This is a genomic window from Aquabacterium sp. (genome assembly GCF_014378415.1).
GTDB lineage: Bacteria > Pseudomonadota > Gammaproteobacteria > Burkholderiales > Burkholderiaceae_C > Aquabacterium.
Genome location: NZ_JACMNS010000018.1, coordinates 1 through 17,694, shown reverse-complemented (window position 1 = coordinate 17,694; position 17,694 = coordinate 1). Strand labels below are relative to the sequence as shown.

General features: G+C 63.6%; 19 protein-coding genes and 1 tRNA gene. 12 read left to right on the top strand and 8 right to left on the bottom strand.

Annotated features, from left to right (window positions below; translation table 11 throughout):
- The first annotated feature begins 131 nt into the window (after nucleotides 1–131).
- From cysS to H7225_RS02210, 6 genes are all read left to right on the top strand, one after another.
- Nucleotides 132–1,535, top strand: coding sequence for a cysteine--tRNA ligase (cysS, locus tag H7225_RS02235; protein ID WP_290659108.1), 1,404 nt, complete (start codon nucleotides 132–134; stop codon nucleotides 1,533–1,535).
- Nucleotides 1,520–2,239, top strand: coding sequence for a DNA-3-methyladenine glycosylase (locus H7225_RS02230; RefSeq protein WP_290659106.1), 720 nt, complete (start codon nucleotides 1,520–1,522; stop codon nucleotides 2,237–2,239). Before cysS ends, H7225_RS02230 begins: the two co-directional genes overlap by 16 nt.
- A gap of 34 nt (nucleotides 2,240–2,273) precedes the next feature.
- Complete coding sequence (locus tag H7225_RS02225; RefSeq protein ID WP_290659105.1) at nucleotides 2,274–3,245, top strand: acetyl-CoA carboxylase carboxyltransferase subunit alpha; 972 nt, start codon at nucleotides 2,274–2,276, stop codon at nucleotides 3,243–3,245.
- Between the two features lie 5 nt (nucleotides 3,246–3,250).
- Entirely contained in the window at nucleotides 3,251–4,594 is a 1,344-nt protein-coding gene (gene tilS, locus H7225_RS02220; protein WP_290659104.1) for a tRNA lysidine(34) synthetase TilS, read from the top strand.
- Between the two features lie 94 nt (nucleotides 4,595–4,688).
- Nucleotides 4,689–5,948, top strand: coding sequence for an aspartate kinase (locus tag H7225_RS02215; RefSeq protein ID WP_290659103.1), 1,260 nt, complete (start codon nucleotides 4,689–4,691; stop codon nucleotides 5,946–5,948).
- A gap of 82 nt (nucleotides 5,949–6,030) precedes the next feature.
- Nucleotides 6,031–6,121, top strand: a tRNA-Ser gene (locus H7225_RS02210).
- A 79-nt stretch (nucleotides 6,122–6,200) separates the two neighbouring features.
- On the opposite strand, the gene H7225_RS02205 is transcribed toward H7225_RS02210, so the two are convergent.
- Complete coding sequence (locus H7225_RS02205) at nucleotides 6,201–6,452, bottom strand: hypothetical protein (RefSeq protein WP_290659101.1); 252 nt, start codon at nucleotides 6,450–6,452, stop codon at nucleotides 6,201–6,203.
- Between the two features lie 202 nt (nucleotides 6,453–6,654).
- Between H7225_RS02205 and H7225_RS02200 the strand changes: the two genes are divergently transcribed.
- Complete coding sequence (locus H7225_RS02200) at nucleotides 6,655–6,867, top strand: hypothetical protein (RefSeq protein WP_290659099.1); 213 nt, start codon at nucleotides 6,655–6,657, stop codon at nucleotides 6,865–6,867.
- A 19-nt stretch (nucleotides 6,868–6,886) separates the two neighbouring features.
- Here the strand turns inward: H7225_RS02200 and H7225_RS02195 are convergent, their stop codons facing one another.
- From H7225_RS02195 to H7225_RS02170, 6 genes are read right to left on the bottom strand one after another with little or no spacing between them, the layout of a single operon-like run.
- Nucleotides 6,887–7,765 carry a hypothetical protein gene (locus H7225_RS02195; protein WP_290659098.1) on the bottom strand — a complete coding sequence of 293 codons (879 nt, stop codon included), beginning with the start codon at nucleotides 7,763–7,765 and terminating at the stop codon, nucleotides 6,887–6,889.
- Entirely contained in the window at nucleotides 7,762–8,811 is a 1,050-nt protein-coding gene (locus H7225_RS02190; protein ID WP_290659096.1) for a glycosyltransferase family 4 protein, read from the bottom strand. The genes H7225_RS02195 and H7225_RS02190 overlap by 4 nt, the downstream gene beginning before the upstream one ends.
- Nucleotides 8,811–9,215: a 6-carboxytetrahydropterin synthase gene (locus H7225_RS02185; RefSeq protein ID WP_290659094.1), complete on the bottom strand. Its 405-nt coding sequence runs from the start codon at nucleotides 9,213–9,215 to the stop codon at nucleotides 8,811–8,813. Before H7225_RS02185 ends, H7225_RS02190 begins: the two co-directional genes overlap by 1 nt.
- Before the next feature lie 16 nt (nucleotides 9,216–9,231).
- Nucleotides 9,232–10,026, bottom strand: a complete 795-nt coding sequence (locus H7225_RS02180; protein WP_290659093.1) for a RibD family protein — start codon at nucleotides 10,024–10,026, stop codon at nucleotides 9,232–9,234.
- A complete protein-coding gene (locus H7225_RS02175) occupies nucleotides 10,023–11,018 on the bottom strand; it encodes a dehydrogenase (protein WP_290659092.1) in 996 nt (331 codons plus the stop codon). Before H7225_RS02175 ends, H7225_RS02180 begins: the two co-directional genes overlap by 4 nt.
- On the bottom strand, nucleotides 11,019–11,888 hold the full coding sequence (locus H7225_RS02170) for a 1-acyl-sn-glycerol-3-phosphate acyltransferase (RefSeq protein WP_290659090.1): 870 nt from the start codon (nucleotides 11,886–11,888) through the stop codon (nucleotides 11,019–11,021).
- A gap of 99 nt (nucleotides 11,889–11,987) precedes the next feature.
- Between H7225_RS02170 and paoA the strand changes: the two genes are divergently transcribed.
- From paoA to tadA, 5 genes are all read left to right on the top strand, one after another.
- A complete protein-coding gene (gene paoA, locus H7225_RS02165) occupies nucleotides 11,988–12,635 on the top strand; it encodes an aldehyde dehydrogenase iron-sulfur subunit PaoA (RefSeq protein ID WP_290659088.1) in 648 nt (215 codons plus the stop codon).
- Nucleotides 12,632–13,582 (top strand): xanthine dehydrogenase family protein subunit M, encoded by a 951-nt coding sequence (locus tag H7225_RS02160; protein WP_290659086.1) that lies wholly within the window; start codon nucleotides 12,632–12,634, stop codon nucleotides 13,580–13,582. The genes paoA and H7225_RS02160 overlap by 4 nt, the downstream gene beginning before the upstream one ends.
- Before the next feature lie 2 nt (nucleotides 13,583–13,584).
- Nucleotides 13,585–15,795: an aldehyde oxidoreductase molybdenum-binding subunit PaoC gene (paoC, locus tag H7225_RS02155; RefSeq protein WP_290659084.1), complete on the top strand. Its 2,211-nt coding sequence runs from the start codon at nucleotides 13,585–13,587 to the stop codon at nucleotides 15,793–15,795.
- 95 nt (nucleotides 15,796–15,890) lie between these two features.
- The gene (locus H7225_RS02150) at nucleotides 15,891–16,157 is read left to right on the top strand and encodes a hypothetical protein (RefSeq protein WP_290659082.1); all 267 of its coding nucleotides are present in this window, start codon (nucleotides 15,891–15,893) and stop codon (nucleotides 16,155–16,157) included.
- Complete coding sequence (gene tadA, locus H7225_RS02145; RefSeq protein WP_290659081.1) at nucleotides 16,154–16,720, top strand: tRNA adenosine(34) deaminase TadA; 567 nt, start codon at nucleotides 16,154–16,156, stop codon at nucleotides 16,718–16,720. Before H7225_RS02150 ends, tadA begins: the two co-directional genes overlap by 4 nt.
- 24 nt (nucleotides 16,721–16,744) lie before the next feature.
- Here tadA and H7225_RS02140 read toward each other — a convergent pair.
- Nucleotides 16,745–17,694, bottom strand: a 950-nt coding sequence (locus H7225_RS02140; RefSeq protein ID WP_290659079.1) for a beta-ketoacyl-ACP synthase III, incomplete at its 5' end; no start/stop codon positions are given.

Genomic DNA, 17,694 nt, shown 5'->3' with positions numbered 1-17,694 from the left:
TATCTGAGCGTTGCAAGTTTGACGGGGCCCGTGCATGCCCCGCGCACTTGTTGCTTTGCCGCAAGTGCCGCATGACCCGTGTCGCCCGACACCGGATGTGGCCTTCGGCGCTTGACCAGAATTTTTCTCCAATGAGCTTGCGTATTTTCAACAGCCTGTCGCGGCAGGTCGAGTCGTTTGTCCCCCTGGTTCCTGGTCAGGTCGGTTTGTACGTGTGCGGCATGACCATTTATGACTTGTGTCATGTGGGTCACGCCCGCATGATGATGTCATTCGACGTGGCGCAGCGCTGGCTAAGGGCCTCGGGCCTGACGGTCACTTATGTGCGCAACATCACCGACATTGACGACAAGATCATCCGCCGTGCAGTGGAGCGCGGCATCACGATCCGCCAGTTGACCGGCGAGATGACCGTGGCCATGCACCAGGACATCAGTGCCCTTGGCATCGAACCACCCACGCACGAGCCGCGTGCCACTCAATATGTGCCGCAAATGCTCGACATGATCGGCAAACTGCAGGCCAAGGGCCTGGCTTATCAGGCCAGCAGCGGCGATGTGAACTACGCGGTGCGCAAGTTTGAGGGCTACGGCAAGCTGTCGGGCAAGTCGCTGGACCAACTGCGCGCGGGTGAACGCGAGCTGAACGGGGCTGGCAACCGCACCGCCGATGGCAAGCTGGATCCTCTGGATTTCGTGCTCTGGAAAGCCGCCAAACCTGACGAGCCGCAGGATGCCAAATACGACTCGGCCTATGGCACCGGCCGCCCTGGCTGGCACATCGAGTGCTCGGCCATGGCGTGCGCCTTGCTGGGCGAGCAATTCGACATCCATGGCGGCGGGCTTGATTTGCAGTTTCCTCACCACGAGAACGAAATCGCCCAAAGCGAAGGGGCCAGTGGCAAGCGCTTTGTCAATTACTGGATGCACAACGGCTTTCTGAACGTGGACAACGAGAAGATGTCCAAGTCGCTGGGCAACTTCTTCACCATCCGCGACGTGCTCAAGAGCTACGACGGCGAGACGGTGCGCTTTTTCATGCTGCGCACCCACTACCGCAGCCCCTTCAATTACAGCGATGCCGGTCTGGACGACGCCCGCAATGGCCTGCGCCGCCTGTACACCGCCTTGGGCACCGTGGCCGATGCGCCCTCAGGGGACATCGACTGGGCGCATCCTCAGGCGGCGCGCTTCAAGGTGGCCATGGACGAAGATTTCGGCACGCCCATCGCGGTGGCCGTGTTGTTTGACCTGGCGGCGGAAGTGAATCGTTCGGGCTCGGCGCAGCCTGCGGCCTTGCTCAAGGCTTTGGCGGGCGTTCTGGGTTTGCTTCAGCAGTCCCCCCAGGCTTACATGCAAGGTGGCGGTGATTTGGGTGGTCTGCAGGCCCCCGCGATCCAGGCTTTGATCGAAGCCCGCGCTGCTGCCAAGAAGGCCCGAAATTTTGCCGAATCCGACCGCATCCGAGAAGAGCTCGCTCAGCAAGGCATCGTGTTGAAAGACAGTCCGCAAGGCACGACATGGGTGAAAGCCTGATGCCGTCCTCAGCTTTTTTCTCGGCGGCCGATGCCGACGCTTCGCCTCTGCCGATCGCTTTGGTGACGCCCCATTACTGGGATGAGGCGTGCAAGCACCTGTCCAAGCGCGATCGGGTCATGCGCAAACTGGTGGCCGACTACGGGCAGGGTCGCCTGTACAGCCGCCGCGATGCGTTCACCACCCTGGCGCGCTCGATCGTGGGGCAGCAGATTTCGCCCAAATCGGCGCAGTCGGTCTGGGCTCGTTTGCTGACCTTGATGGGGCAACAACCGCCCGAGTCGCGTGCGCCCCTGTCGGTTCAGGCGGTGCTGGCCATGAGCGTTGACCAGCTCCGCACGGCGGGTTTGTCCGTGCGCAAGGCCGAATATTTGCAAGACTTGGCGAAGCATTTCGCCGAAGGCCGTGTCCATGTGAACCACTGGGAGCGCATGGAGGACGAGACCATCATCGAGGAGCTGGTAGACATCCGTGGCATTGGCCGCTGGACTGCCGAGATGTTCCTGATTTTTCACCTGATGCGGCCCAATGTGCTGCCGCTGGATGACACGGTCTTGATCACGGCGATCAGCCAGAGCTATTTCAGCGGCGAACCCGTGTCGCGTGCCGAGGCGCGCGACATCGCGGAAGCCTGGGCCCCCTATCGCACAGTGGGAACGTGGTATCTGTGGCGCAGCCTTGACCCGCTGCCCTCTGCATCATAAAAACCTGTTGCTGCGTGACTGAGGACAACTTGCCATGAGCAAACGACATTTTCTGGAATTCGAGCAACCGATCGCGGAGCTTGAAAGCAAAATCGAAGAGCTGCGCTACGTGCAAAGCGAATCGGCCGTGGACATCTCGGAAGAGATCGACCGGCTGAGCAAAAAAAGCCTGCTACTGACCAAGGACGTTTATTCAAGCCTGACGCCCTGGCAGGTGACGCAGATCGCGCGCCACCCTCAACGGCCTTACACGCTGGACTACGTCAACGAGCTGTTCACCGACTTCCAGGAGCTTCACGGCGACCGCCACTACGCGGACGACCTTTCCATCGTGGGCGGTCTGGCTCGTTTCAATGGCCAGGCCTGCATGGTGTTGGGTCACCAAAAAGGCCGCGATACCAAAGAGCGTGGCATGCGCAATTTCGGCATGTCGCGCCCCGAGGGATACCGCAAAGCCCTGCGCCTGATGAAGGTCGCCGAGAAATTCAGCCTGCCCCTGTTCACCTTTGTGGACACGCCTGGCGCCTACCCTGGCATCGGTGCTGAAGAGCGCAACCAATCTGAAGCCATCGGCCGCAACATCTTCGAGATGGCCCGCCTGGAAGTGCCCATCATCACCACCATCATTGGTGAAGGTGGCTCCGGTGGCGCGCTGGCCATCAGCGTGGCCGACCAAGTGTTGATGCTGCAGTACTCGGTGTATTCCGTGATCTCGCCTGAAGGCTGCGCGTCCATTTTGTGGAAGACGGCTGACCGGGCCGAAGAGGCTGCGGAGGCCCTGGGCATCACGGCGCACCGCCTCAAGGCCCTGGGCCTGGTTGACAAGATCGTCAGCGAGCCGGTGGGTGGCGCTCACCGCGACCACAAGCAGGCGGCGGCCAACCTCAAGCGCGGCCTGAACGACGCCATGCGCCAGCTCAGCGACCTTAAAGTGAAGGACTTGCTGCAGCAACGCTATGACCGTCTGCAAAGTTACGGCCGCTACAACGACACCAAAGAGCATTGAGCCTCATGAACGTTGTGGGCGAGGGCGCGTGCATTGCTGTGGCCTACAGTGGCGGGCGTGACTCCACAGCCTTGTTGCACACCACGGCCGTGGCGGCTTTGGGGCAACCTGGCTTGCGTGTTGTCGCGCTGCATGTTCACCATGGCTTGAGCCAGCAGGCTGATCAATGGCTGGCGCATGCCCAGGCGCAATGCGATGCCTGGGCGCTGCAGGGCCTTCCCGTCAGTTTGCTCTGGCGTCGGCTCAGCTTGGATCAAGTCGCTGGCGACAGCGTTGAAGCCCTGGCGCGTGCTGCGCGTTACCGCGCTTTGACCGAGATGGCACACGAAGCCGGGGCCGACACGGTCTTGCTGGCGCACCATCGGCGTGATCAGGCTGAAACATTTTTGCTTCAAGCCCTGCGTGGGGCTGGCATTTCCGGCTTGTCGGCGATGCCGGCGGTGGCAGACCGCCATGGCATCCGTTGGACCCGGCCCTGGCTGACCCATCCGCGCCAGGCGATCGAGGCCTATGTGGCTCAACATGGACTCAGCCATGTGGAGGACGACAGCAACGCCGACCCCCGCTTTGCCCGCAACCGTCTCAGGCTGACAGTCTGGCCTGCGCTGGAGGCCGCGTTCGGGCAAGCCGAGGTGTCGCTGGCTCAGTCGGCCTCCAGGGCCGCCGATGCTCGCGCTTGCCTGGATGACTGGCTGACTCAGTCCCTGGCCGGCTTGCTGGTGCCTGAGCAGGCGGATGCTTTGAGTGCTCCGGCTTTGTTGGCCCTGCCTTTGCCGCATCAGCGGGAACTGTTGCGGCACTGGTTCACCACCCGCACCGCGCGGCATCTGCCCGCCAGTGCGGTGGCGCGCCTGACGCAGGAGTTGCCCCCGCTGGTGGACACCGGCCGGTCCATCCAGTGGCGCGCGGGTGCTTTTGATGTCTGTCTGTACCGTGGCGTGTTGATTTGCCGACCTGCGGTGCTGGCCAGGCACTCAAACGACGATGCGCCTGACGCCGTGTTGCTGGGCATTGAAGGGCCAGGGCGCCATGCTTTGCCCGAATGGGGCGGCGAGTTGGTGGTGTCGGCGGTGGACAGCGGTGGCGTGCCCTTGTCCAGCCTGGCGCATGCGCAAGTCCGTGCGCGTGAAGGCGGCGAGAATTTTCAGCTGGGCCCTAACCGCCCCTCGCGCGCTTTGCGAAAGCAGTTTCAGGCGCAGGCGGTGCCCGAGTGGGAGCGCTTTGGCCCCCTGGTTTACGCCCAAGGGCGCCTGGTTTTCGTGCGGGGCCTGGGGGTGGATGCTCGTGTCCTGGCCGCCCCAGGCGAGCCGCAAGTGACCCTGATTTGGGTGCCCAATCTGACAATTTAACGTGTCTCGATCATGGGAAGCGGGGCGGCGGTGACTGAACGGGCTAAAATCGAAGGCTCGACCGAGTAATCGTTATCCTTCAACTTCATCTGACATGGCACTGATCGTTCACAAATACGGCGGCACGTCGATGGGCTCCACAGAGCGCATCCGCAACGTGGCCAAGCGCGTGGCCAAGTGGGTGCGGGCTGGCCATCAATTGGTGGTCGTGCCTTCGGCCATGAGCGGCGACACGAATCGCCTGCTCGGCCTGGCCAAAGAAATCTCCGACCGCGCCAGCCCCCGCGAACTCGACATGCTCGCCTCGACAGGCGAGCAGGTCTCGGTCGCCCTGCTGTGCATCGCGCTGCAGGCCGAAGGCCTGGAGGCGGTCAGTTACGCTGGCTGGCAAGTGCCCATCAAGACCGATTCGTCGTTCGGCAAAGCGCGGATCGAAAGCATTGACGATGCCCGCGTGCGCGCCGATCTGGCCGCCGGTAAAGTGGTGGTCATCACCGGTTTTCAGGGTGTGGACCCCAACGGCCACATCACCACGCTGGGCCGGGGTGGTTCTGACACTTCGGCGGTGGCGATTGCCGCCGCGATGAAGGCCGACGAATGCCTGATTTACACCGACGTGGATGGCGTCTACACCACCGACCCGCGTGTGGTGCCCGAGGCGCGCCGCCTGCACAGCATCAGCTTTGAAGAGATGTTGGAGATGGCCAGCCTGGGCTCCAAGGTGCTGCAGATCCGTTCGGTTGAATTTGCCGGCAAGTACCGTGTGCCCTTGCGCGTGTTGTCCAGCTTCACCCCGTGGGACATTGACCTCGATGTGGAAGCCGCATCGGGCACGCTGATCAGTTTTGAGGAAGATGAAAAAATGGAACAAGCCGTTGTCTCTGGCATCGCCTTCAACCGCGACGAAGCCAAAATCACCGTGGTCGGCGTGCCCGACACCCCCGGCATCGCCTACCAGATCTTGGGCAAGGTGGCCGAGGCCAACATCGACGTGGACGTGATCATTCAGAACGTCTCGCACGATGGCAAGACCGACTTCTCGTTCACCGTGCACCGCAATGACTACGCTCGCACGATGGAGTTGCTGGAAACTGTTGTGGTGCCCACCTTGGGTGCGCAGCAGGTGGTGGGCGACCCCAAGATCTGCAAGGTCAGCATTGTGGGCATCGGCATGCGCAGCCACGTAGGCATCGCCAGCACGATGTTCCGCTGCCTGGCAGAAGAGAGCATCAACATCCAGATGATCACCACCAGCGAGATCAAGACCTCGGTCGTGATTGATGAAAAGTACATGGAGTTGGCGGTGCGCGCCTTGCACAAGGCTTTTGGCCTGGAAGAAGCCCGCGATGCGTGATTGATCGTTGATTACAGCTGCGTTGTTTTGAGCCCAGCGTGAGGGTTGGCGCCGTTTCACGGCTATAATCTGCGCTGTTGCTGGAGACGTGACCGAGTGGCCGAAGGTGCTCCCCTGCTAAGGGAGTATGCGTCAAAAGCGCATCAAGGGTTCGAATCCCTTCGTCTCCGCCAGAACAGAGATCCCCCTGCAAGTCTTGTGCTTGCAGGGGGTTTTTCTTTGGTGCGGCCGCTGCGGTGTTGGCGCTCCACGTCACTCCCCGGCAAGGGCTTGGATGATCGCCAGGCAAGCCAAATAAAGCATTTCACAGACTTTGGATGCGGCCAGCAAAGCCATGCAGATCGAGCATATCCAGATCAGCAGCGCCACCCGTTGTTCTGCACTGTTCATGGGCACGCGAGCATTGACCCGTGTGATTTGAATCCGGGCTAAATCCCCGCCTTGCATGGGCGGGGCACTAAACAGGGTATTTGGCTGAAAGCGCCGTTCGCGTTGTCTGTCCACGAGGTGTCTCCCGAGGGCAACGTGGATGCATACTTTGTGCCAGCAATTTTGTTGTGCAATCCCTGTTGATTGAATCGCCGTAAAAAATGCTTTCTCCCAACCTCGGGTGAGGCCTTGGCTTGACGGTGAACCGGAAAAGGTCGACAAAGAAGTCCAAGCACGCCAAAGGCGTTTCATGACATCAATTCAAAGGAGCAAGACCATGACCATCGGTTCTGAAGTCCATGTGAACCTGCACGACCTGGCAGGCCCGCAATGCGTGCAGCGGCTGACCCAGGCCATTCAAAAACTCGACCCGGCCGCGCTGGTGCAGTTCGATTTGCAGCAAGGCTTTGTCGACGTGGTGACCACCCAGCCCGAGATGGCTGTGTTGATGGCCATTCAAGAACAGGGCTTCCACCCGCGAATGTGGTGAAAGAAGTGCAGGTGTCAATTTACACGGCAGGCACGGCCAGCAAATCCAGGTGACCAACGTTCAGCGACAGCAAGCCCTGTTGAATATCGGCCAATTTTTCGGCCAACCAGGCGGACACGGCGGGTGCGTTGGTCGGCTCTGCTTCGATGGCCACGCCAGCCGCTTCTCGGGCCATGGTCAGCAGCATTTCACGGTGTTCCTGGCCGATGGTCCAATCGCTGGTTTGGGTGCTGACCTGGTAGCCCACTTTGGCCAGACCCGCGGCCAGATGGGGTGTTGCCCGCGCGCCCAGCGAGGGGCCAAAGCCCTTGTCGCTACCCTGGTGGGACAAGAAGGCGTCAGCCACAAGGTAGTCGGCGGGCCTGCCTGGCGACCAGGTACGTCGACCGTCCACGGTCAAGGTGGCCAGCAGGGGGCGGTGGGTCCGCATTAGCAGCGCGCTCAGCCGATCCAGCCAGGCGGCAGACACCAGGTCCAGAAACGCGGTGGTGACGAGGCCGTCGCATGAAGCCAGGTCGATGCTTTCGAGGTCGCGGGCCAGGTCAAGTTGCTGGCCGCGGACCAGCCAGCGGGCCGTGCCAACGTGGATCGAGAGCGCGCCTTCCTGATCTTGGCAGTGCCAGCCATGCTGGGCCGCCCACCGGGCGATTTCGGTGCGTTGTGCCGCCAGCAGCAGGGGGTCGTGATCGACCATGAGCCACTCCTGGTCGGTTTGCAACACAGGGGCCAACGCCCGGAAGTTCGCGCCCGATCCAGAGGCCAGGTCCAGAATGCGCAAGGCTGACTGAGGGGGCCGCGGTGTCAGCGCTTCTCGAAACTGGAGGGCGAGCGTTTGGTGGCGCGCGGCCAGGTCGAACGGTTCGCGCTGGCGCAGCCAGTCTGCCGAGAATCCAGTCATCGGCTCACCTTGTTGAGCGCGGCCATCCAGCTCAGCACAGTGCCGTCCCAGTCGGGCAGTGTGCGAGCAGCTTGCTGCGCTGCGGCCGACAGCCGTGCACGCAGGGCGCGATCGCTCAGGGCCTGCTCAAGGGCATCGCGCAGAGCAGGCAGGTCGCCCGGCGGCACGAGCAGCGAGGCCTCAGCCGGCACCGTGTCCACCATGGCGACGGCCGTGGTCGCGATGATCGGCAGCCCGTGGGCCAGTGCCTCGGCGAAGACCATGCCATACCCCTCATGGTACGACGGCAGCACGAAGAGATCGGCACTCTGGTAGGCCTGGGCCAGCCGCTCGGCGGCTTGCTCACCCAGCAGCGCGATGCGCTCGCCAAGGCCATGGGCAACGATGCGCTCTTGCAGTGCAGCTGAGGTGGCAGGGTCCCTCGTCAGGCTGCCGATGCAGGTCAGTTGCCAGCCCAGGTGAGGCAACTGAGCCAGGGCGTCGATCAACAGCAGGTGGCCTTTGCGCGGCGTGATGGTGCCCACCGCCAGCAGTTGCAGTGGCCCCCCTCTTGTTGCTCTGGCGATGGCCGGGGGGCGGTGAGTGCCAGGGGTGACCACCGCCACCCGATCCGCTGGCAGGCCTGCCGCCAAGAGCGCACCGGCCGTGTGTTCGCTGGGGCAGATGGCGCCCTTCAGGCGTGGCCAGAGTTCGGCCTCAAGCTTGGCGCATTGGCGTGCGCTGGCCGCATCCAGCCCGGTTTCCCGGGACAGTGGATGGTGGATGAGGCCCACCAGGTTCAAGCGGGTGGCCTCTGCCTGCAAGCAATCAGCGAGGCCAGGCAATGCCAGTCCATCAATGATGACCGTGCTGCGGTCTGGCAGTTGGGCGAGTGCGGCTGCGGCGGATGCACGGGTGGGCACATCGGCCTGCGGATACTGCCCGGGCAGCTCCACGACATCGACCGTTTGGCCGCGCGCACGCAGGCCTTCGACGATGTGGCGGTCGTAGAGGTATCCACCCGTGAGCTGATCGAGCCGCCCGGGCACCAGAAAAGCCAAAGCCATCAGCGCAGCGCGCCCTCAAAGCTGGCCCAGGCGACGGGCGATTCCCGCAGGACGACCCGCAGCGATGCCAGCTCGCCTGCCGTGCCAGGCCCCACCGCGCCTTCGGCCACACGGGCCTTCACGCGGGCAAAGATCTCACCGGCGAGCAACTCGGTGGTCGTGTTGCGGCCCTTGAACTGCGGCAGCTCATCCAGGTTCTTGTAGTTGAACTCGCCCAGCACTTCGCGCAGCACCTGCAAGGCCAGGCCGATGTCGCACACCAGCCCGTGCTGGTCCAGTGTCGGGCGGCGGAAATCGATCTCGACGTTGTAGGTCGCGCCGTGGAGTTGCTGGGCCGGGCCGAAAACTTCGCCGCGGAAACTGTGGGCGATCATGAAATGATCAGAGACGGCAAGGCTGTACATGGTGATGGATGAGTTTTTAGTGGTGGGTGGCGGGGGCGAAGTCGGAGGTGAAGTCGCATTCGATCATGGTGTCCTCACCCAGTTGGAAGCGGCGTGTGCGAGGGCGCAGGCTGTGCGTCAGATCGTGGATTTCCGGCAGCACCAGGCTGGGACGGCCTGATCCTAGGATGACGGGGGCCACGGTGATCTGCAGGCGGTCGAGCGCACCTGCGGCCAGGAAGCGGGATACCGTGATGCCGCCGCCTTCGACGAACAGCCATGACAGTCCGCGCAGAGCCAAGATCCGGCGGATCTCGAAGGGGTCCAGGCCCTGCTGGCCGCGTGGCACCGGGATCACCTCGGCTTGGCCCCATTGGCGCTCAGCCCCCGCGCGGTCGGCGGCGACGAGCAAGAGGGTGGGCGCGCTGTCATCGAGAAAGACACGCTGGCGGCGATCGAGCCGGTGCTCTGGGTCTAGCACCACCCGCACCGGGTTGTTGCCCGAGCACAGGCGCACCGTGAGTTGGGGGTCATCGTGCAGGACCGTGTTGGCGCCCACGATGACGGCGTCCGCGATGGCCCGCATGCGGTGGGTGTGGAGCAGGTCTTCCTGGCCGCTGATCCAGCGCGAGACACCGCAGGTGGTGGCAATGCGTCCATCCAGGCTTTGCGCCAGATGCCCGACCACGAAGGAGCCCTGTCGCCGCTTGGCGCAGAGCGGGCCGTAGAGCATTTGGATGATGGATTCGCCATCGATCACGCCGGTCTCTTCTCCCCGCAGCAAGACTTGCCAGTCGGCTTCGTTGCCGGAGGGTGAGGTCAGGGTTGTCATTCGGCGGGGTGCTGCGAATAATCGATGCGGTGGCACAAGGTGGTGTCGGTGATCGATGCCGACAGGCGGGCCAGCACTTCAGGCAAGGCGGCAAAGGGCGCGGCGTCGGTGATCAAGGCATCCAGCACGGGGTCATTCAGCAGTGACAAGGCCAGCTCGAAGCGCCGGCGGTGGCTCCAGCGAGCGCGCTGCGCGGTCGCCACCTGGCCCACTTGCGAACTTTTGAGGGTGAGCCTGCGCGAGTGAAAAGCACCGCCCAGCGGCACGTTCACCGGGCGCTCGCCATACCAGCTCAGCTCCAGCACCGTGGCCTCGAAGGCGGCCAGGCTGAGGGCCGTGGCCAAGCCTGCAGATTGCCCGCTGGCATGGATCACCAGATCGGCCTCGTCACGTGCGGCATCGGGCAACGCAAAGTCCACATGGAGTTGTTCGGCGACAGCACGCCTGGCCTCGTTCGTGTCCACCAACTGAACCTGGCAGCCGGGCAGGCGCGCCGCCAGCCAGGCCACCAGCAGGCCCACGGTGCCACCTCCGACCACGGCGATGCGGTCACCCAAACGAGGGGCCGCATCCCACAGGGCATTGACGGCCGTTTCCACATTGGCTGCCAGCACCGCCCGCGCAGGCGGCACGCCTTGTGGCAGCAGGTGCACGGCGGTGGCGGGCACCACATAGTGGGTTTGATGTGGATACAGGCAGAACACCGTGCGCCCCAGCAAATGGGCGGGGCCTTGCTCGACCAGGCCCACGCTGTTGTAGCCATACTTCACGGGCGCGGGGAAGTCGCCTGCCTGAAACGGCGCGCGCATGCGCTCAAACTCGCTGGCGGGCACCTCGCCGCGAAACACCAAGGTTTCCGTGCCTCGGCTGATGCCACTGTGCAGGGCCCTGACCAGCACTTGATCAGGCCCCGGCTCCGGCAAAGTCTCGGTGCGCAACTCGGCGTGGCCGGGTTCGGTCAGCCAACAGGCTTGGGCAAGGGTCTCGGCCATTCAGGCCACCGATCCTTGCGCCAGGATGAGTTGCCGCATCTGCGCTGTGACGCAAGCACCGAGCGCCTTCGCATCGCTTTGATCGGCTGTCAGCGGTGCGCCAAAGGTCACCCTGGCGACCAGGTCGCGGTAGCGTGGCAAGGCCACTTGCAACGCTGCTGCCAGCTTCTCTTTCTGTTGTGCCGTGCGGCGCAACAGCGTGAGCGGATGGCGCTGTGCCGCGGGTGAGATGACGTGGCTCACCAGCGCCGGCACAAACTGCGTTTGGGGCGCCAGGCGGGCGAACAGGGCATAACTGCTGGACCAATTCTGCAAAGACGCCACTGCCCGTCGCGAGCCAAAGGTGGCGGGGTCGGGTTCGATCTCTCCGGCCGGGAAGGTCAACAGGGCGCCACCATCCTTGAGGTGTTTGGCGCCGGCGCGGACCACGGCCATGCGCCCGGATTCTTCATCGGGCAAGAAGATCAATTGCCGCGCGACATGGGGCAAGGCCCGCAGGAATGGGCGATCCAGGGCAATCACCCGCAAATCAGGGCGCGACGCCAGGCTGGCAAAAAGTGCCACCGTGTCGGTCATGCCCGGGTGGTTGGCCAGGATGAAAACGGGGCCCTGAGCCGGGATGTGCTCCAGGCCAGAGGTGCGCACGCCAGCCGTCATCTGGCCCATCAACCAGGCGCTGCCTTGCGCCAGGCCGTGGTCGCCCACGCGGTTGTCGAACTCATTCGCTGTGCGGGCAAAGCGGCGTGCCGCAGGCCGAAAAAGCTGGCGCAAAGGCGTGCCTTGAAAACGCAACAGGCCGATTGAATCCAGCAAATCGACGATGTTGATCTCCGTGAGCGTATCGATTAACGGCGACGAGGCGGCAGGCATTCAGGGGTGCAGGGTTGAGTGTGTGCAGTCTAGAACATCCGTCGGCACGTCATTTGCCCTTTTCTGCGCTTATCCCTGACATGAACGACAGGAGCCGGCATGGACAACCCTTTCGACTTGGACGCGACCATCTCGCGACGCGACTTGCTCATCGCGGGGGCTGCCTCGGCGGCTGCCGTGACCGCACCGCCGGCCACGGCTGGAGAACGAGCGCCAGTGTCGGATTTACCGACGCCCTTGGCAAAAGTTTCACTGAACATCAATGGCCAAGCCCATGCCTTGGCGCTGGATACGCGCACGACCTTGCTCGACGCGCTGCGCGAACACCTGCACCTGACCGGCACCAAAAAAGGCTGCGACCACGGGCAATGCGGTGCCTGCACGGTGATCGTGGATGGTCGGCGCATTAACTCATGCCTGACGCTGGCGGTCATGCACGAAGGCGCGCAGGTCACCACCATCGAAGGGTTGGGCAACCCACAGCGTTCGCATCCCATGCAGGCCGCCTTCGTCAAGTACGACGGCTACCAGTGCGGTTATTGCACCCCGGGGCAGATCTGTTCTGCAGTGAGTGTGCTGGATGAAATCAAGCGCGGTGTTCCCAGCCATGTGAGCGCGGACCTCACCGCGCGACCCATCCTGTCGGCTGAAGAGTTGCGCGAGCGCATGAGCGGCAACATCTGCCGCTGCGGCGCCTATTCCAACATCGTGGATGCGATCACCGAGGTCGCGGGAGCTCAGGCATGAAACCCTTCACCTACGAGCGGGTGACATCCCCCGCCGAAGCCGCTGCGGCCGTGGCCCGGCACCCCGGTGCCAAGTTCATCGCTGGTGGCACCAACCTGCTCGACCTGATGAAGCTCCAGATTGAGGCGCCGACGCACCTGGTTGACGTCAACGGCCTGGCAGTGGACAAGATCGAGGCGACGCCTGAAGGCGGCTTGCGCATCGGCGCTTTGGTGCGCAACACCGACCTGGCGGCCGACCCACGCGTGCGGCGCGACCATGCGGTGCTGTCGCGCGCATTGTTGTCTGGCGCCTCAGGCCAGCTTCGCAACAAAGCCACGACGGCGGGCAACCTGCTGCAACGCACCCGTTGCGCCTATTTTTATGACACTGATCAGCCCTGCAACAAGCGCTTGCCTGGCAGCGGTTGCAGCGCCATCGGCGGCATCACGCGCCAGCACGCCGTGATCGGGGCCAGCCATGCCTGCATCGCGACCCATCCCAGCGACATGGCGGTGGCCATGCGGGTGCTGGATGCGAGCATCGAGACCGTGCGCCCCGACGGCGCCAGGCGAGTCATTCCCATCGCTGATTTTTACCGCCTGCCTGGCGACACGCCTCACATTGAAACAGCGTTGGCGCAGGACGAACTGATCACCTCGGTCACGCTCCCCAAGCCCGCGGGTGGCACCCACATTTACCGCAAAGTGCGTGACCGCGCTTCGTACGCCTTTGCACTCGTGTCCGTGGCGGCCATCGTGCAGCGCGATGGATCTGGGCGGGTGGCCCTGGGCGGCGTGGCGCACAAGCCTTGGCGCATGGAAGCGGCCGAGGCAGCGATGCCCCGTGGCGCCCCCGCAGTGATGGCGCAACTGCTGGCCGGCGCGCAGCCCACCGACGACAACGCCTTCAAGTTGCTCCTGGCCGAGCGCTCGCTCGCCGCAGCGCTGCTCCAAGCGAGGACCTGACCATGAAATTTGACACGCCCGCCACGACCAACCCCATCGACCAACTCAAGGTCATCGGCAAGCCGATAGACCGCATCGACGGTCCGCTGAAAACCTCGGGTCGCGCGCCCTATGCCTATGAACGCCATGACGTCGCGCCCAACGCCGCCTATGGCTACGTGGTGGGCGCTGGCATCGCGAAAGGGCGCATCGCTTCGATGGACTTGAGCGCGGCCCGCGCTGCGCCCGGCGTGATCACCATCGTGACCGCGCGCAATGCCGGCAAGCTGGGCAAAGGTGATTTCAACACGGCCACGCTGCTGGGCGGCCCCGAAATCCAGCACTATCACCAGGCGTTGGCCCTGGTGGTGGCGAACACCTTCGAGCAGGCGCGCGCAGCAGCACAACTGATCCGAATCGACTATGCGCGCTCGCCAGGCAAGTTCGACCTTGCCAAGGAAAAGGACGCGGCCAAGCTGCCCAAGCCTTCGGACTTCGGGGGGGCGCGCGAGTCCAAGGTGGGTGATTTCGTCAGTGCATACGCCGGGGCGCCCGTGCAGCTTGATGCCACCTACACCACGCCCAATCAGTCGCACGCCATGATGGAGCCGCACGCTTCAACCGCAGCGTGGAAGGGTGACAAGCTCACGGTCTGGACCTCGAACCAGATGATCGCGTGGAGCGTGGGTGACGTCGCCAAGACCTTGGGCATACCCAAGGCCAACGTCCGCCTGGTCTCGCCCTTCATTGGCGGAGGCTTTGGCGGCAAGCTGTTCGTGCGGGCCGATGCGCTCCTGGCCGCCTTGGGCGCGCGGGCGGCGCGGCGGCCGGTCAAGGTGGCGCTGCAGCGGCCCTTGATCGCCAACAACACCACACACCGCCCGGCGACGATCCAGCGAATCCGCATTGGGGCCACGAAAGACGGCAAGATCACCGCCATCGGCCATGAAAGCTGGTCCGGCGATCTGCCGAACGGGCAGCCAGAGACCGCCGTCAACCAGACCCGCCTGTTGTACGCCGGCGCTAATCGCCTGACGACTACACGCCTGGCCGTGCTGGACCTGCCCGAGGGCAATGCGATGCGCGCGCCGGGCGAGGCGCCGGGCATGATGGCGCTCGAAATCGCGATGGACGAAATGGCGGAAATGCTCGGTCTTGACCCCATCGAGTTTCGGGTGCTGAACGACACGCAGGTCGACCCTGAAAAGCCCGGGCGCCCCTTCTCGCAACGTCGCTTGGTCGAATGCCTGCGCACTGGCGCTGAGCGTTTCGGCTGGGGTCAGCGCCAGGCCAAGGTGGGCCAGGTCCGCGATGGCCGTTGGCTGGTGGGCATGGGCGTGGCCGCGGCCTTTCGCAACAACGTGGTGATGAAGTCGGGCGCCCGCGTTCGCCTGGACAACCGGGGCCTGGTCACGGTCGAGACCGACATGACGGACATCGGCACCGGCTCTTACACCATCATCGCGCAAACCGCTGCTGAGGTGATGGGCGTGCCTTTGAGTCAGGTGGCAGTGCGACTGGGTGACTCGGCCCACCCGGTGTCGGCCGGTTCTGGTGGCCAGTGGGGCGCGAACAGCTCAACGTCGGGCGTCTACGCGGCTTGCATGAAGCTGCGCGAGACCGTGGCAGCGAAGCTCGGCATCACCTCGCCGGATGTGGTGTTCGCGGATGGCATGGTCAAGAGCGGTGATCGCGCGGTTCCACTCGCAGAGGCGGCCGGAGCAGATGGCCTGGTGGTCGAGGACAGCATCGAATTTGGCGACCTCGACAAGAAGTACCAACAATCGACTTTTGGCGCCCACTTTGTGGAGGTTGGCGTCGATGCGGTCACCGGCGAAATCCGGGTCAGGCGCATGCTGGCCGTTTGTGCCGCCGGGCGCATCCTCAACCCCAAGAGCGCGCGTAGCCAGGTGATCGGTGCGATGACCATGGGCGTTGGAGCGGCCTTGATGGAAGAGCTCGCCGTGGACAAGCGCCACGGTTTTTTCGTCAACCACGATCTGGCGGGTTACGAGGTGCCCGTGCATGCCGACATTCCCCATCAGGACGTGATCTTTCTGGACGAGACCGACCCGATCTCTTCGCCCATGAAGGCCAAGGGCGTCGGCGAGCTGGGCATTTGCGGCTTGGGTGCCGCCGTGGCCAACGCCATCTACAACGCGACCGGTGTGCGGGTGCGCGACTACCCCATCACGCTCGACAAGCTGCTGGATCGTTTGCCGCCAGTGGCTTAAAGCGTTACCGCCCAGGCCATCTGCAAAAATTGGAGCCAGGCGATAATCCCCTCAGGGATGGAGAATGACGACCCAGCCCAAAAAGGATGACATAAATGCGCGGCCTGTTTTCATTGGTGGGATTGTTGGTTGTTCTGGCCATCGTTGGCTTGGTGGCCAAGCAGCAGTTGACGGCATCCAACGCGCACAAAGCGGCGGCGGCATCATCATCGCCCGTCAGCGATGCCTTGGCGGGCACTGCCCCGCAGGTCAGCACGCCCCAGCAGGGGCATCAGTTGCAAAAGCAAGTTCAGGATGACGTCAACAAGCTGATGCAAAGCCGCCCCGCCGACATTGATCAACAAATCGAGCCCAAGCCGTGAGCGGGGAAGGGCAAAGCTTCACCCCTGCCGACGAAAGTGCCATGCGCATCGCGCTGGACCAGGCCCACAACGCCTGGCTGGCTGGCGAGGTGCCCGTGGGCGCCGTGATCATGCGCGAGGGCCAGGTCATTGCCACCGGCTACAACCGCCCCATCACCACGCACGACCCGACCGCGCACGCCGAGATCGTGGCCCTGCGCCACGCCGCTCAATTGCTGGAGAACTACCGCCTGCCCGATTGCGAGTTGTACGTCACGTTGGAGCCCTGCGCCATGTGCGCCATGGCCTTGATGCACGCGCGTTTCAAGCGCGTGATCTTTGCCGCGCCCGACCCCAAGACTGGCGTGGCCGGTTCGGTGCTGGACCTGTTCAGCCACCGGCAGTTGAATCATCACACGCAGATCGTGGGCGGTTTGCTGGCCGAGCCCGCATCCAAATTGCTGAAGGATTTTTTTGCCGAACGCCGTGCGCAGCTGAAAGCCGAGCGCGACGCGGCGAGGGGGCTTGACGAGCCCATCCCCATCGGGCAGGTCATTGAACTGCCCATGGGCGACGACCACTGAGGCGTGGTCGCCCGTGGCGGCAAGCTATGACAGCTTGCGCACCACCACACTGCCCACCGAGTAGCCAGCGCCAAACGAGCAGATGACACCCACATCGCCTGTCACCAGGTCGGCGTGGTGATCGTGGAATGCAATCACCGAGCCAGCCGAAGCCGTGTTGGCGTATTCGTCCAGGATCAGCGGCGCGATGTCTTCTGTGGCTTCACCACCGATGAGCTTGCGGATGACGAACTGGTTCATGCTTTGATTGGCCTGGTGCAACCAGAAGCGGCGAATCTGTGTGGGCTCTTTGCCCATCGAGGCCAAATGGGCCTCGATGTGCGCAGCGGCCAGCGGCACAACCTCCTTGAACACCTTGCGGCCCTCTTGGCGGAAGGTCTTGTCGCGGGCGTTGGGGTCGCTGTCTTCACTGCGGTTCATGAAACCGAAGTTGTTGCGGATGTTGTTGGAGAACTGTGTGGCCAGCTTGGTGCCCAGCACTTCCCATTGGTCGCTGGACGTGGCCGTGTCGGCCCGCTCAACGATCACCGCCGTGCACACATCACCGAAGATGAAGTGGCAGTCGCGGTCTTTCCACTCCTGGTGGGCCGAGGTGATCTCGGGGTTCACGACCAGCACGCAATTGGCGCTGCCCGAGCGCACGGCGTTGACTGCCTGCTCGATGCCGAAGGTGGCCGATGAGCAGGCCACGTTCATGTCGAAGCCGTAGCCACCCGCGCCCAAGGCTTGCTGGATCTCGACCGCCATGGCGGGGTAGGCTCGCTGCATGTTCGCGGTCGAGCACAACACCGCGTCGATGTCCTTGCCTTGTTTGCCGGCTTGGGCCATGGCCTTTCGCGCTGCATCAACCGAGATCTCGGCCATCAGCGACAGCTGGTCGTCTGCACGTTCCTCAAAACGAGGGTACATGCGGGCCGGGTCCAGGATGCCCGTCTTTTCAAGCACATAGCGCTGCTTGATGCCCGAGGCCTTTT

Excerpts from the sequence above, each read along its gene's own strand:
- H7225_RS02175 (WP_290659092.1), bottom strand. The coding sequence starts at position 11,018 with ATGGCCGAGACCCTTGCCCAAGCCTGTTGGCTGACCGAACCCGGCCAC.
- H7225_RS02150 (WP_290659082.1), top strand. The coding sequence starts at position 15,891 with ATGCGCGGCCTGTTTTCATTGGTGGGATTGTTGGTTGTTCTGGCCATC.
- H7225_RS02230 (WP_290659106.1), top strand. The coding sequence starts at position 1,520 with ATGGGTGAAAGCCTGATGCCGTCCTCAGCTTTTTTCTCGGCGGCCGAT.
- H7225_RS02195 (WP_290659098.1), bottom strand. The coding sequence starts at position 7,765 with ATGACTGGATTCTCGGCAGACTGGCTGCGCCAGCGCGAACCGTTCGAC.
- H7225_RS02170 (WP_290659090.1), bottom strand. The coding sequence starts at position 11,888 with ATGCCTGCCGCCTCGTCGCCGTTAATCGATACGCTCACGGAGATCAAC.
- H7225_RS02215 (WP_290659103.1), top strand. The coding sequence starts at position 4,689 with ATGGCACTGATCGTTCACAAATACGGCGGCACGTCGATGGGCTCCACA.
- paoC (WP_290659084.1), top strand. The coding sequence starts at position 13,585 with ATGAAATTTGACACGCCCGCCACGACCAACCCCATCGACCAACTCAAG.
- H7225_RS02180 (WP_290659093.1), bottom strand. The coding sequence starts at position 10,026 with ATGACAACCCTGACCTCACCCTCCGGCAACGAAGCCGACTGGCAAGTC.
- tilS (WP_290659104.1), top strand. The coding sequence starts at position 3,251 with ATGAACGTTGTGGGCGAGGGCGCGTGCATTGCTGTGGCCTACAGTGGC.
- H7225_RS02190 (WP_290659096.1), bottom strand. The coding sequence starts at position 8,811 with ATGGCTTTGGCTTTTCTGGTGCCCGGGCGGCTCGATCAGCTCACGGGT.
- H7225_RS02225 (WP_290659105.1), top strand. The coding sequence starts at position 2,274 with ATGAGCAAACGACATTTTCTGGAATTCGAGCAACCGATCGCGGAGCTT.
- H7225_RS02185 (WP_290659094.1), bottom strand. The coding sequence starts at position 9,215 with ATGTACAGCCTTGCCGTCTCTGATCATTTCATGATCGCCCACAGTTTC.
- H7225_RS02200 (WP_290659099.1), top strand. The coding sequence starts at position 6,655 with ATGACCATCGGTTCTGAAGTCCATGTGAACCTGCACGACCTGGCAGGC.
- H7225_RS02160 (WP_290659086.1), top strand. The coding sequence starts at position 12,632 with ATGAAACCCTTCACCTACGAGCGGGTGACATCCCCCGCCGAAGCCGCT.
- paoA (WP_290659088.1), top strand. The coding sequence starts at position 11,988 with ATGGACAACCCTTTCGACTTGGACGCGACCATCTCGCGACGCGACTTG.
- cysS (WP_290659108.1), top strand. The coding sequence starts at position 132 with ATGAGCTTGCGTATTTTCAACAGCCTGTCGCGGCAGGTCGAGTCGTTT.